The organism is Streptomyces sp. NPDC001056, assembly GCF_053598955.1.
In genome coordinates, this window is record NZ_JBSFLI010000011.1 from 19,262 (window position 1) to 32,538 (window position 13,277).

The following is a 13,277-nucleotide window of genomic DNA, read 5'->3' on the forward strand; positions in this document are numbered from 1 at the left end:
GGTGTGCAGGCCGGAGCCCCGGCGAATGGGCCCCCACGCTGCATGTGAGGGACACCACACTCGAAACCCGCACAACCTCCCACCCCTTCTGAAGGTCTGGGTGGCGGCGGAAGACGGCGTCTTCCCGCCGCCACCCAGACCGAAGGAAGGCATGAACCGAGCCACTCGTGCGTCCGTCCTCGCCGCGACCACCGTTCTCGCGACGACCGGAACCCTGCTCACGTGCACGTCCGCCGCCAAAGCCGCCACGGCGACCGTGACCTGTAAGTCGCCCGTCTTCAAACGGCAGTTCTACGCGAACACGACCTTCTCCGGCACTCCGAAGAAGACGGACTGCGATTCGAAGATCGATCAGGACTGGGGCACCGGCGCCCCCGCCGCCGGGTTGCCCGGCGACTACTTCGGCGTGCGCTGGACGGTCACCCGGGACTTCGGCTCCGGCGGCCCGTTCTCGATCCCCGTCGCGACCCGCGACGGCCTGCGCGTCTACCTCGACGGCACGCGCAAGGTCGACATCTGGAAGAACGTCTCGACGACCCAGACGAAGACCGTCAACATCACCGTCCCGTCCGGGACGCACACCCTCCGCTTCGACTTCGTCAACTGGACGGGCGCCGCGAACGTCAAGGCGGACTACCTGCCCCGCACGTCCGCCACCGTCGACACGGTCAAGCCCCTCGTGCCCACCGGCACCTCCCTCACGTACGACTCCTCGTACCGGGCCGGCTTCAGCTGGACGGCCGACAAGGAGATGGACCTCGCGGGCTACCGCGTGTACCGCCGGCTCCAGGGCACCTCGTACGGCACCAAGCCGCTGGCCACGACGGCCTCCACCTCGTACACGGACACCACGCTGCCGAGGAACGGCGCGGTCTACTACTACGAGGTCCGCGCCTACGACAAGGCGGGCAACGAGTCCGCGGGTACGGCGGACAAGTCCGTCACCACCGTCGACGAGAGCGCTCCCGCGGCGCCGAAGGGGGTCGAGTACGCCTGGAAGCCCGACTACTCCGAGAAGGTCCGCCTCTCCTGGTACGGGAACACCGAGGCGGACCTCGCCGGGTACAACGTGTACCGCTCCACCACCGGCCGGCCGGTCGCGCTCACCGCGGCGAACCGGCTGAACGGCGACAAGCCGCTCAGCGGCGCCTGGTACGAGCAGCCGCTGCCGCAGACCGGGGACACGTACTACTACGTCGTCACGGCGGTCGACACGCACGGCAACGAGTCGGCGGCTTCCGGCACGGCGGAGTTCTACACGCGGGACAGGACGGGACCCGTGAACACCGCGTACAACGCGACGGCGGTCGAGGACGAGCGCGGGGTCACGCTGACCTGGGACAAGTCGGAGGCCACCAGCGAGGACTTCGCCGGGTACACGGTCGTGCGCTACGACAAGCCGCGTACGGAGAGCGGGCGCACGGTCGTGGAGGTCGCCAAGGGCATCCAGGGCACCTCCTTCACGGAGGCGGCCCCGCCGCCGGGCGCCACGTACTACTACTCGGTCGTGGCTGTGGACGGCGCGGGGAACGGGGGCACCCCCTCTGTCGAGATGCCGGTCGCCGTCGCAGGAAACGGCACCCCGCCGCCCCCCGTGACGGGTCTGACCGCCAACGCCCGGGAGAACGGCGTCTCGCTGAGCTGGGACGCCAGTGACGACCCCGGTCTCGACCACTACCGCATCATGCGGGGCACCCTCGTCGACGGCGAGTGGGTCTACAAGCCGCTCATCGACGCCTGGACCCTCAGGCCCGAGGAGTTCACGGAGACCCACCACCTCGACCGTACGGTCGCCGATGGCGAGCAGGTCCGCTACAGCGTCGTCGCCGTCGACCAGTACGGCAACCAGCTCACCCCCGAGACCGGCGCCTCCGTCCGGGACGTCACCGAGCTGGACCTGCGCCCCGGCGTCGACGCCGACCCGGCCGTGGGCGACAATCCGCTCGGCCACCTCAACGGCGACGTGTACGGCTCGGTCCGCTGGTGGCTGGGCAGCGACACGGGCGCCAACGGCAGCAAGGTGACCGGCTTCACCGTCTATCGCTGGAACCGGGGGACCCACGTCTTCGACAAGGTTGACGTCCAGACGCGTGGTGACAGCACCAGCTGGTCGTACGCGGACACCACCATGCCCAAGGGGACGACCACGTACTACCGCGTGACCGCCACCCTCGCCGACGGCACGGAGACGCCCGCCCGCGAGACGGCGATCGCCTCGGTGGACTAGCCAGAGGGCGACCTTACGGGCGAGGTCCCGGGGGTGGGTGCTCGGGTAGTCGGTGGTGGGGTCGGCCATGGCTGCCTCGCTGGTGGGCATGGGTGGGCCCGGGAGCCGGCCCTTCTCGCAACGGGCACGACGGCCGCGCTCGGGTGGTCACCGCCGCCGTGGTGTCGGGGACGGGCGGCGTGCCGGTGGTGTGACACTCGCGCGGCAGCTGGAGGGCGGCGTACAGGGCGGAGCCGGCCGCGGGCCCATGAGCCGCGACCGCGCGGCTGGAGGCGCCAGCAGCGGAGGCACGGGTGCCCGAAGACGTGGGGGTCGGCGCGCGGCGCCTCAGCGTGTGGTGCTCCGCCGGTCAGGTACGGGCGGGCCATGCGGTGTGACCAGGACGGCCACGGCAATCCGTCCCTTGCGCCAGGACTGGTCCGGCCGAGGCCCGGCGTCGGGGCATGGTGGTCACCAGCAAGCGGATGGTGCAGGGCCGACCGGCTGCGGGAATGGGCGGACAGCGGGGACCATGCCATACGACATGTGCAGGCAGAGCGAGCGCAAGGAGGAAGCGTGAGTGCTGGGGCCAGGATGCCGTTACACGTCGACATCAAGTTCGTGTGGAGGCATCCGGACGGGTGGCTCAGCGACCATCCGCCGCGGACCGGGGACGGCGAGCGCGTCCCGGTCACCGTAGTCGCCTTCCGGATGGGACACGGTGATCTGGGCGGCCAACTGGCGAGCTGTGCCGGCCAAGAAGGCTTGTCGACAAGCCTAGGAGTCAGCAATTACTCCGCGGGTTCTGGTGTCGACTACTCGACGCTCATCGGGACGACGGTCACGATGCTTGGGGCGGCCGGGGGCATCGGCGGGGTTGCTGCTGTGCTCAAGGTGTTCTTCGAGCGCAACAGCGGCAAGAAAGTCACCTTCGGCCAGGACGGTGAAGTTCTGGGCGTCGAAGGACTGAGCGCCGACGAGATCGTCCGCCTTCTTGAAACGCTCCGCGACCAGCGCGTGGAAGAAGAGAACGCGAGAAGCATCGCGCAGGAGCAGAACGTTCCAGGGACGGTGGCGGACACTGTGCCCGACTCGACAGCCGAGGCCGGCCCCTGACCGAGACACGAAGGAAGACGGGCACGGCGTTCGTCGCGTCAACCCAGAAGTCCGCGGCGGTATCGGGAAGGCCGGCGGACGCCGGGGACGGCGGACGCGTCTCGGCCCGCTCGGGGGCCTGTACGGCGACGCCGGGGCCCCGCCGCGGGCCACGCGTTCACGCGGCCGCAACACCCGCTCCCACTATGCGGACAAAGCTGGTCGTGACCTCGACAAAGGGCGAGTTCGCTGCCACTCTCCCGCCATGCCCCTCGCCCCTCGCACAGTGCGCCGCGCGGTAGCGGCCGCCACCCTCGCCCTGCTCGCCACCGCTGTCGGCTGTGCCCCGCAGCCGGAGGCGAAGTCGTCGGCCACCGCGCCCGGTTCGGCCGGCACGAGCTGCGCCAAGGGCAAGCTGGCCACCAAGACGTCCGGGAAGCTGACCATCGCGACGGACGAACCCGCCTACGAGCCGTGGTTCAAGGACGACAGGCCCGCAAGCGGCAAGGGCTTCGAATCGGCCGTCGCCTACGCCGTGGCCGAGCAGCTCGGGTACGACAAGGACGCGGTGGTCTGGCAGAGCGTGCCCTTCAACAAGGCGTTCGCGCCCGGCGTGAAGACCTTCGACTTCGACATCAACCAGGTTTCGATCAGCGCCGAACGCAAAAAGGCCGTCGACTTCTCCTCCGGCTACTACGACGTGCGTCAGGCCGTCATCGCGCTCAAGGGCGGGAAGGCGGCCGAGGCGACGAGCATCGCCGACCTGCGCGACCTCAAACTGGGCGCCCAGGTGGGCACCACGAGCCTCGACTACATCACCGACGTGGTGAGACCGAAGCAGGACCCCGCCGTCTACGCGAAGAACGACCAGGCCAAGTCCGCCCTGAAGAACGGCCAGGTCGACGCCATCGTCACCGACCTGCCGACCGCCTTCTACATCACCTCGGCCGAGGTGACGAACGCGAAGATCGTCGGACAGTTCGAGAACCAGGGCGGTACTCCTGAGCAGTTCGGCCTCGTGCTCGACAAGGGCAGCACGCTGACCCCGTGCGTGAGCGGCGCCGTCGACGCCCTGCGCAAGGACGGCACGCTGGCACGCCTGGACCGGCAGTGGCTGTCCGAAGCCGTCGGTGCCCCGGTACTCAAGTGACCGTCACCAAGGGCGAGTCCGCCCGGGAAGGGGCCGACGACGAGGACGGCATCCCCGGCGACGATTATGTGCCCTCCGAGCGGCGTCTTGCGCGCGAGCGCCACAAGCGGGCGCGGGCCCGTCGCGCCACGGCCGTCGCGGCACTGTCCACCCTGGTCACCGCCGCCCTGCTCTACCTGGTCGTGGTCGAGGCACCGGGCTGGCCGCGCACCAAGGAGACGTTCTTCAGCGCCCGGTACGCGCGCGAGGCGCTGCCCAAGGTCCTCGAAGGACTGTGGCTGAACGTCCGCCTGCTGGCGGTCTGCGGCGTCGCCGTCCTGGTCCTCGGCATGCTGATCGCCGTCGCGCGGACCCTGCGCGGCCCGGTGTTCTTCCCGCTGCGTGTCCTGGCTGCGGCGTACACCGACTTCTTCCGCGGGCTGCCGCTGATCATCAATCTGATGATCGTGGTCCTGGGCGTGCCCGCGCTGCGGCTGCAGGGCGTGACGGTCGATCCGGTGCTGCTCGGCGGTACGGCGCTGACACTGACGTACTCCGCGTACGTCGCCGAGGTGTTCCGGGCCGGCATCGAGTCCGTCCACCCCTCGCAGCGCGCGGCGGCCCGCTCGCTGGGCCTGACCAACCGCCAGGCCCTGCGCTACGTGGTGCTGCCCCAGGCGGTGCGCCGGCAGGTGCCGCCGCTGCTCAACGACCTGGTTTCGCTGCAGAAGGACACCGGTCTGGTGTCGATCGGGGGCGCGGTGGACGCCGTGCGGGCGGCCGACATCATCGTGGGCCGCAGCCTGAACTACACGCCGTACATCGTGGCGGGCCTCGTGTTCGTGGCGCTGACCATTCCGATGACCCGCCTCACGGACTGGGTGACGGCCCGGCTGGACCGGCGGCGGGAACAGGGGGGACCCCTATGAGCGACACGCCCGTGCTGCGCATGGAGTCGGTGCGCAAGACCTTCGGCGGCTCGGTGGTGCTGCGGGACGTCGACCTGGAGGTCGCCCCGCACACGGTGACCGCGCTGATCGGCGCCTCCGGGTCCGGCAAGTCGACGCTGCTGCGGTGCGCCAACCTCCTGGAGGAGATCGACGACGGCGCGATCTGGCTGGACGGTGAGGAGGTCACCGATCCCCGGGCCGACCAGGACGCGGTACGGCGCCGGATCGGCGTGGTCTTCCAGGCGTACAACCTCTTCCCGCACATGACCGTGCTGGACAACATCACGCTCGCCCCGCGCCGGGTGCACGGCGTCTCCCGCGCGGAGGCCGAGGAGCGGGCCAGGGGGCTGCTGGAGCGCCTCGGGCTCGCCGGCAAGGCGGACGCCTACCCGGACCGGCTCAGCGGCGGCCAGCAGCAGCGGGTGGCGATCGTACGGGCCCTCGCCGTACGGCCCCGGCTGCTGCTCCTGGACGAGATCACGGCCGCGCTCGACCCCGAGCTGGTGGGCGAGGTACTGGAGGTGGTCCGGGGTCTGAAGGACGAGGGCATGACCATGGTGCTGGCCACCCATGAGATGGGCTTCGCGCGGGACGTCGCCGACCAGGTGTGCTTCCTGGACGGCGGGGTCGTCCTCGAACGCGGCACCGCCGAGGAGGTGTTCGGCGATCCGCGGCAGGAACGCACCCGGCGCTTCCTGCGGCGGATCGTCGAAGCCGGCCGTCTGTAGGGCCACTTGCAGGGACCCTGCAGGGCTGTCTGCGCGCCGCGCGGGCTACGCGTCGGCCTGTGCCGCGCCCAGCAGCGCCACGACGCGCTCGACGCCGAACGCGTAGCCCTGCACACCGCAGCCCGCGATCACGCCGTCGGCGCGCAGGGAGACGTACGAGTGGTGCCGGAACGCCTCGCGCTGGTGGATGTTGGAGATGTGCACCTCAAGGACGGGCATGCCGTCGCAGGTGTTGAGCGCGTCCAGGATCGCCACCGACGTGTGGGAGTAGGCACCGGGGTTGATGACGATCCCGCAGTGGTTCAGCCGTGCCTCGTGGATCCAGTCGACCAGTTCGCCCTCGTGGTTGGACTGCCGGAGGTCGACCGTGCCGCCGTGCGCGGCCGCCGTCCTGGCACACAGCGCCTCGACGTCGGCAAGGGTCTCCCGGCCGTAGATCTCGGGCTGGCGCTGGCCCAGCAGGTTCAGGTTGGGCCCGTTGAGGATCATGATCGGGGCGTTGGCCAGGGTGCGGGGCACGGTTCCTCCGGTCGTTCAGGGCGGTGCGTCCACGAGCGCCGCTCGCACCCGGTCTATCACGGCCCCGGCGTGCGCCCCGGCCCCGTGTCCCGCTCGCCCCGGGCGCGCGCTGCGGTCAGCCGGTCACCTCCGCACGCCCCCGTAACCCGTGATCACGGTGGGTAGTTGACGCACCATGCACGACGTACGCGCTGTCACCAGCGTCTCTCTGCCGCGCCTCGCCGCCGCCTCCCTCGCCGGTACCGCGATCGAGTTCTACGACTTCTTCGCCTACGGGACCGCGGCTGCGCTGGTCCTGGGACCGCTGTTCTTCCCCTCGTTCTCGTCGGTCGCCGGGACGCTGGCGGCGTTCGCGACGTTCGGCGTGGGTTTCGTGGCCCGGCCGCTGGGCTCGGTGCTGTTCGGCCACCTCGGGGACCGGCGTGGGCGGCGGCCGGTGCTGGTCGCCTCGCTGCTGCTCACCGGCGCCTCGACGGTCGCGGTGGGCTGTGTGCCCTCCTACGCCTCGATCGGCGTGGCCGCACCCGTGCTGCTGCTGGTGCTGCGGTTCCTCCAGGGCCTCGGACTCGGCGGCGAGTGGGGCGGGGCCGTACTGCTGACCGTCGAGCACGCGCCCGCCGGGCGGCGCGCCCTGTGGTCGAGTTTTCCCCAGGTGGGTCCAGCGATCGGCTTCGTGCTCGCCAACGGGGTGATGCTGGCGCTGTCGGCCGGGCTGTCCGACACGCAGTTCGCGCAGTGGGGCTGGCGGGTGCCGTTCTGGGCGGCGGCCGCACCCGCGCTGGCGGGTCTGTGGCTGCGCGCCTCCCTCGCGGAGAGCCCCCACTTCCTGGAGATCGACGACCACGCGCGCGTGCCCTTCACGGAGGTCGTACGGCACCACGGGCGGCTGGTGCTGCTGATCGCGGGAGGGCTGTCCGTCGGGTACGCGGTGTTCTACGCGGTCACCACCTGGTCGCTGTCGTTCGCGACCGACCGGCTCGGGGTGAGCCGTACGGTCATGCTGACCTGTGTCATGGCCGCGGTGGTCGTGCAGGCCCCGCTCATCCCCGCCGCGGCACTGCTCGGCGACCGCTACGGGCGCCGACCGCTGTGCATGACCGGATGCGCGGCCTGCGCGCTGTGGATGCTGCCCATGGTCTCGCTGCTGGCGACCGGCGAGCCGCTGCTGATGTTCCTCGCCATCCTTGGCGCGCTGCTCGCCTTCGTCACCATGTTCGCGGTGATCTCCGCCTATCTGCCGGAGCTGTTCGAGGCCCGGGTGCGCTGCACGGGCGCCGCGGTGGGATACAACCTCGGAGGGGTCCTCGGCGGCGCGCTCACCCCGATCGTGGCCACGACGCTCGCGCAGGGCGGCGGGCGCGTCCCCTGGGGCGTGGGCGGTTATCTGACCGGCATGGCACTGCTCAGCCTGGGGTGCTTCGCACTGCTGCCGGAGACGCGTCCAGCACCCGTGGCCGCGGTGGAGCCGGCCACCGGCTGACCTAGGGGCTGATCGCCAGTTCCAGATAGGCCGCGAACAGCACGAGATGGACACCGCCCTGCAAGGGCGTGGCCCGCCCCGGCACCACGGTCAGGGAGGCGACCACCACGGTCAGCGCGAGCAGCAGCATATAGACGGGGTCCAGGCCGAGGACGAGCGGTCCCGGCAGCCAGAGGGAGGCGAGCGCGACGGCCGGGATGGTCAGTCCGATGCTGGCCATCGCCGAGCCGAGCGCGAGGTTGAGGCTGGTCTGCACGCGGTCCCGGCGCGCGGCGCGCAGCCCGGCGATGGTCTCGGGGAGCAGCACGAGCAGGGCGATGATCACACCGACGACGGCCTGGCGCAGGCCCACCGCCGCCACGCCCGCCTCGATCGCGGGTGACACGCCCTTGGCCAGGCCGACCACGCCGACCAGCGCCAGACCGAGCATGCCGAGGCTGATCAGCGCGATACGCCTGGAGGGAGGGCTGGCGTGGTCCTCGCGGCTGATGACCTCGCCCTGCCGGGTGACGGGCAGGAAGTAGTCCCGGTGCCGCACCGTCTGGGTGGTCACGAACAGGCCGTAGAGGATCAGCGAGGACAGCGCCGCGAACGTCAACTGGAACGCGGAGAACTGCGGTCCGGGCTTGCTGGTGGTGAAGGTCGGCAGCACCAGGCTCAGCGTGGCCAGCGTCGCCACCGTCGCGAGGGCGGCGCCGGAGCCCTCGGGGTTGAAGACCGCGGTGCCGTGCCGCAGCGAGGCGACGAGCAGGCAGATGCCGAGGATGCCGTTGCAGGCGATCATCACGGCCGCGAAGACGGTGTCCCTGGCCAGGGTGGAGCTCTTGTCGCCGCCGTCGGCCATCAGCGTGACGATCAGTGCCACCTCGATGATCGTGACGGCGATGGCCAGCACCAGGGAGCCGAAGGGCTCGCCCACGCGGTGGGCGACCACCTCGGCATGGTGCACCGCCGCGAGCACGGACCCGGCGAGCACCACCGTCACCAGGGCGATGACCGGGCCGGGCATGGCCCGGTGCCAGGTGAGGATCAGCAGGACGATCGCGAGCACCGGCACGGGGATCGTCCATCGCCGGGCGAGCGATCGCAGCCAAGTGATCATGCCGCGATCGTCCCAGAATGCCAGATGGTTCGCATTCCGTTCGTTTCGGATACTTCCGTCCCTTTCTCCGCGGGCCCCGGCGCCGACCGGGCCGGGCCCCGCGTGTCCGATCGTCTCCGCCGGAGGCTCCGCCGCGAGCAGCGGAGCCTCCGCAGACGACGGCTCTTGACGAGCCATGGGATCAGGCGTCCACGGGGTCCTTCTCGGCGCCCTCGGCGTCGACCTCCGCCCTGACCGCCTGCTTCCTGGAGGCCATGAGGCTGGTGACCGTGGTGACGACCAGGACCGCGCAAATCACGCCGAGCGACACGGGGATGCTGATCTCCGGGGCCGGGACGCCCGACTCGTGCAGTGCGTGCAGCACCAGCTTCACGCCGATGAAGCCGAGGATGACCGACAGGCCGTACGAGAGGTGGACCAGCTTCTTCAGCAGGCCGCCGAGGAGGAAGTAGAGCTGGCGCAGGCCCATCAGCGCGAAGGCGTTGGCGGTGAAGACGATGTACGGGTCCTGGGTCAGGCCGAAGATCGCGGGGATCGAGTCCAGGGCGAACAGGATGTCGGTGGTGCCGATGGCGAGCATCACGACCAGCATGGGGGTCATGATCCGCTTGCCGTTCTGCCGGATCCACAGCTTGGTGCCGTGGTACCGGTCGGCCACGCCGAACCTGCGCTCCGCGGCCTTCAGCAGCCTGCTCTCCTCGAACTCCTCCTCGTCCCGGTCGTCGCCGCGAGCCTCCTGGACGAGCTTCCAGGCGGTCCATATCAGGAAGGCGCCGAAGAGGTAGAACACCCAGGAGAAGCTGGCGACGATGGCGGTTCCGGCGGCGATGAACACCGATCGCAGCACCAGGGCTATGAGGACGCCGACGAGCAGGACGCGCCGTTGGTACAGGGCGGGGACCGCGAACTTCGCCATGATCAGCACGAAGACGAAGAGGTTGTCGACGCTCAGCGACTTCTCGGTGATGTATCCCGCGAAGAACTCGCCGGCCGGCTGTCCGCCGCCGAGGGCGAGGAGGCCGAGGCCGAAGAGCCCGGCCAGGACGATCCAGACGACGGTCCAGACGCCCGCTTCTCTGATCGACACCTCATGGGGCTTGCGCCCGACGAGGAAGTCGATTCCGATCAGGGCGGCCAGGCCCACGACGGTCAGGACCCACAGGGTCATCGAGACTTCCACGGCAACCTCCGGCATCAAGGAACGGCAAGCACATACGCGTTGTCATGCCGGAGGTCTCTTCCACCCGCACGGGGGCCGACGCCCCGGGACCGGAACCGGTCCGTACTGACGGGTGCGCCGCAGTCAGGGAGTACTCCCCTCCGCCCGAAAGACGATACCCCAATCACCAAGTATTGGTAAAGAGAAACGCAAAGGAAAGTTCAAATCCCCAGGTCAACTCGCTTTACTTGTACTTGGTCCGGGCTGCGGCCACCTCGCCGAGCACCTGTTCCAGGATCCGGCCGCCGGTCGGCGGGAGCGCGGGCTCGTACGTCCAGGCATGGCCCACCCAGGGGTCGGCGACGTACTCGTCGGGAACGGGGGTGAGCCGCATCAGCGAGCGCCACAGCGGGTCCAGCAGCGGACCGTAGCCGACGGCGTCCGCACGGTCCGCCACCAGCAGAAGGTGGACACCGACAGCCGGACCCTCGTCCGCCAGGTAGCGCAGCCGGGTGACGGCCCGGTCGTCGAAGCCGTGCGGGAAGTCGTTGACGATCAGTAGTTGCTGAGCGGCCTCCACATCGTCCGGCAGCGCCCCTGCCGCGCCGCCGCGCACCGCCATCTGCATCAGGTCGACCCGCCGGGTGAGCCGCTCCAGCACCTGCGCGACGCCCGCCGCCCCGGTCGCGGGCGGCGCCGCGAGCACTCCGGCGCCGGTCAGTGGCCACAGCGCGCGGGCCCCCGCGCCGGCCGGATCGAGGACCCGCACGGCGAACTCCCCCGCCGGGTGGACGGCGAGCAGCCGCGCCGCGAGTGCCACCGCCGCCTCCATGGCCGACTGCCGAAGCGCGACCGTGTCCACGAAGGGCCCCTGGGTCATGGCCGTCGCTCCGCTGTCGATCCACAGACCGTGCTCCAGCGGCAGTCCGACCAGCAGGGGGATGCGCAACGGCAGGCTCTCGGGCAGGTGCAGATCGCCGAGGCGCAGCGCCGTCGGCGGCTCGGCGGGCACGCGGTAGCCGTGCCAGACGGGGTTGTCCCAGCGGGCGTAGGCGGGCGGGAGCGCGGGCTCGACCACCTCGGACTCCGCGATGAGCCGGGCGAGGTCGCGGTCGAGGACGGCGCGTGCCTGGTCGGCCAACCGGTCCCGGCGGGACCGGGCCGCCTCGCGCGCGGCCGCGTTCCCGCCGCCGAGCCGGGCCCGCGGGTCGGCGAGGGCCTGGTCGAGTTCCTTCTCCAGGCGGGCGTCGGCGAAGTCGACGGCGCTGCGGTACGCGGCCGTGGCACGCGCCAGGTCCTCGAACATGCCCCAGACCTGGTTGTAGAGCCGCTCCTCCATCGACCAGCCCACGGCGTCGCCCGCGACCGGCGGGGCGGGCTGCCCGTCGGCGGGCGGGGCGGCCGCGGCGCCGGTCGCGGGCGGAGCGGGCGGGGACGGTGCGGTGTGCCGGGGGCGACCGGGGTGGGTGTAGTCGACCGGGCTGCCGAGGGCGGGCGCGGCCCCGGGGGCCTCGGTGTCGTAGGGGTTCCGGCCCGCCTCGTGCGCGCGGTGTGCGTCGTGGTCGTTCGAGGCCGTGGGGCCAGGGCCGGGGATCGCAGCCCCCTGGACGACGGCGAATGCGTCGGCCCCGCGCAGCCCCTGGTCCGCGAGGAGGGCCGGGAGGCCGTCGGCGTACCCCTGGCCCATCGCGCGTATCTTCCAGGCGCCCTGTCTGCGGTACAGCTCCAGGGCGATCACGGCCGCCTCCGTGTCCAGGCCCGTGATGGTGTAACGGGCGAGTTCGGTGCCGTCGGGACCGTGCACCGTGGTGCGCGGGGCGGGGACGGCGCCGAAGCGCGACGGGCCTGTGCTTCCGGTGGGCAGGGCGAGGAAGACGTCGACACGGTGGACGGCCTCGGGCACGGCGGACAGGTCGACGGTCAGGCGGTGTCCGGCGGCGGCCTGCCGGGCGACCTCGACACCGGGGAGCGCGGGTGCGCCGGGGTGGACGACCCACTGGGGGCCGTGCACCGTGCCGTTCTCGTCACCGAGCGTGGCGCCGGCCAGGACCGGGACGCCGACCGAGATCCGGATCTCCAGCCTGACCTGGGACAGCGGGTGGTTCTGCCCCCGCACCAGCTCGGCCGTCATCCCCGTCGCCCCCGTGTCGTGTGGTCGTCTGCGCCCCGCCCGCCGACCCCGGCGTCTACAGGTGCGGCAGGATCGCCGGCATCAGGTCCTGGAAGGTGCGCCCGTTGGCGGGGGTGCCGAGGGCGGTCATCGTCCAGCCCGAGCCCGCGCGATGCACCTTGGCCATGATCTGGGCGGTGTACTCGCCGCCGCCGGCGAGCGTGTAGCGGGCGAGTTCCTGGCCGTTGGTCTCGTCCACCAGGCGGCAGAACGCGTTCTCCACCTCCTGGAAGGTCTGGCCGGTGAAGGAGTTCACGGTGAAGACGATCTGGTCGATGTGGACCGGGACGCGCTGGAGGTCCACGAGGATCGCCTCGTCGTCGCCGCCCTGGCCGACACCGCCCACCAGGTTGTCGCCGGTGTGGCGCACCGAGCCGTCGTCGCTCACCAGGTGACGGAAGAAGACGACGTCGACCGGCTGCTTCTCGGCGAAGAGCACCGCGGACGCGTCCAGGTCGATCTCCTTGGTGCGCGAGCCGAACAGGCCGCGCCGCTTCGCCGCCTGCCAGCCCAGTCCCATGCGGACCGCGGTGAGGGTGCCCCCGTCGTTCTTCTCCAGGCTGATGGCCTGACCCTTGGTCAAGTTGACGGACACGGCTGAATCCCCTCTCGAAGGTCCCCTGTTGCCGCACACCGCACGGCTGATCAGAACCCTACGCAGGGGCACCGACGCCGCCGCACCCCGGCCCGCGCTTTGTGTCGGTGTTGCAACACTCGGCGCATATGCCGAGGTCCGGCG

At 71.1% G+C, this 13,277-nt stretch carries 11 protein-coding genes; 6 read left to right on the top strand and 5 right to left on the bottom strand.

Translation table 11 applies throughout. The features are described 5' to 3' along the window. Positions 1 to 151 precede the first annotated feature (151 nt). The 5 genes from ACWDD7_RS15455 to ACWDD7_RS15475 all read left to right on the top strand — a co-directional run bounded on the left by ACWDD7_RS15455 (position 152) and on the right by ACWDD7_RS15475 (position 6,108). Positions 152 to 2,227 (top strand): fibronectin type III domain-containing protein, encoded by a 2,076-nt coding sequence (locus ACWDD7_RS15455; protein ID WP_450457675.1) that lies wholly within the window; start codon positions 152 to 154, stop codon positions 2,225 to 2,227. A 555-nt stretch (positions 2,228 to 2,782) separates the two neighbouring features. Beyond that, positions 2,783 to 3,322 carry a hypothetical protein gene (locus ACWDD7_RS15460; protein ID WP_450457676.1) on the top strand — a complete coding sequence of 180 codons (540 nt, stop codon included), beginning with the start codon at positions 2,783 to 2,785 and terminating at the stop codon, positions 3,320 to 3,322. A gap of 244 nt (positions 3,323 to 3,566) precedes the next feature. Beyond that, entirely contained in the window at positions 3,567 to 4,451 is an 885-nt protein-coding gene (locus ACWDD7_RS15465) for an ABC transporter substrate-binding protein (protein ID WP_351878230.1), read from the top strand. Beyond that, on the top strand, positions 4,448 to 5,359 hold the full coding sequence (locus tag ACWDD7_RS15470; protein ID WP_450457677.1) for an amino acid ABC transporter permease: 912 nt from the start codon (positions 4,448 to 4,450) through the stop codon (positions 5,357 to 5,359). The genes ACWDD7_RS15465 and ACWDD7_RS15470 overlap by 4 nt, the downstream gene beginning before the upstream one ends. Next, entirely contained in the window at positions 5,356 to 6,108 is a 753-nt protein-coding gene (locus tag ACWDD7_RS15475; protein ID WP_450457678.1) for an amino acid ABC transporter ATP-binding protein, read from the top strand. Before ACWDD7_RS15470 ends, ACWDD7_RS15475 begins: the two co-directional genes overlap by 4 nt. A 45-nt stretch (positions 6,109 to 6,153) precedes the next feature. On the opposite strand, the gene aroQ is transcribed toward ACWDD7_RS15475, so the two are convergent. Continuing rightward, positions 6,154 to 6,627, bottom strand: coding sequence for a type II 3-dehydroquinate dehydratase (gene aroQ / locus ACWDD7_RS15480; protein ID WP_351878221.1), 474 nt, complete (start codon positions 6,625 to 6,627; stop codon positions 6,154 to 6,156). A gap of 175 nt (positions 6,628 to 6,802) precedes the next feature. Here aroQ and ACWDD7_RS15485 point away from each other — a divergent pair, with 175 nt between their 5' ends. Then, complete coding sequence (locus ACWDD7_RS15485; RefSeq protein WP_450457679.1) at positions 6,803 to 8,107, top strand: MFS transporter; 1,305 nt, start codon at positions 6,803 to 6,805, stop codon at positions 8,105 to 8,107. A gap of 1 nt (position 8,108) precedes the next feature. Here the strand turns inward: ACWDD7_RS15485 and ACWDD7_RS15490 are convergent, their stop codons facing one another. From ACWDD7_RS15490 to ACWDD7_RS15505, 4 genes are all read right to left on the bottom strand, one after another. After that, complete coding sequence (locus ACWDD7_RS15490) at positions 8,109 to 9,209, bottom strand: calcium:proton antiporter (RefSeq protein ID WP_450457680.1); 1,101 nt, start codon at positions 9,207 to 9,209, stop codon at positions 8,109 to 8,111. A gap of 181 nt (positions 9,210 to 9,390) precedes the next feature. Continuing rightward, positions 9,391 to 10,389: a TerC/Alx family metal homeostasis membrane protein gene (locus ACWDD7_RS15495; protein ID WP_450457777.1), complete on the bottom strand. Its 999-nt coding sequence runs from the start codon at positions 10,387 to 10,389 to the stop codon at positions 9,391 to 9,393. A gap of 223 nt (positions 10,390 to 10,612) precedes the next feature. Then, on the bottom strand, positions 10,613 to 12,499 hold the full coding sequence (locus tag ACWDD7_RS15500) for a TerD family protein (RefSeq protein ID WP_450457681.1): 1,887 nt from the start codon (positions 12,497 to 12,499) through the stop codon (positions 10,613 to 10,615). 55 nt (positions 12,500 to 12,554) lie between these two features. Then, a complete protein-coding gene (locus tag ACWDD7_RS15505; RefSeq protein WP_392211324.1) occupies positions 12,555 to 13,133 on the bottom strand; it encodes a TerD family protein in 579 nt (192 codons plus the stop codon). Between the last annotated feature and the right edge of the window lie 144 nt (positions 13,134 to 13,277).

Coding starts and splice junctions, on each gene's coding strand:
- ACWDD7_RS15455 (WP_450457675.1), top strand. CDS start 152: ATGAACCGAGCCACTCGTGCGTCCGTCCTCGCCGCGACCACCGTTCTC.
- ACWDD7_RS15465 (WP_351878230.1), top strand. CDS start 3,567: ATGCCCCTCGCCCCTCGCACAGTGCGCCGCGCGGTAGCGGCCGCCACC.
- ACWDD7_RS15475 (WP_450457678.1), top strand. CDS start 5,356: ATGAGCGACACGCCCGTGCTGCGCATGGAGTCGGTGCGCAAGACCTTC.
- ACWDD7_RS15485 (WP_450457679.1), top strand. CDS start 6,803: ATGCACGACGTACGCGCTGTCACCAGCGTCTCTCTGCCGCGCCTCGCC.
- ACWDD7_RS15490 (WP_450457680.1), bottom strand. CDS start 9,209: ATGATCACTTGGCTGCGATCGCTCGCCCGGCGATGGACGATCCCCGTG.
- ACWDD7_RS15500 (WP_450457681.1), bottom strand. CDS start 12,499: ATGACGGCCGAGCTGGTGCGGGGGCAGAACCACCCGCTGTCCCAGGTC.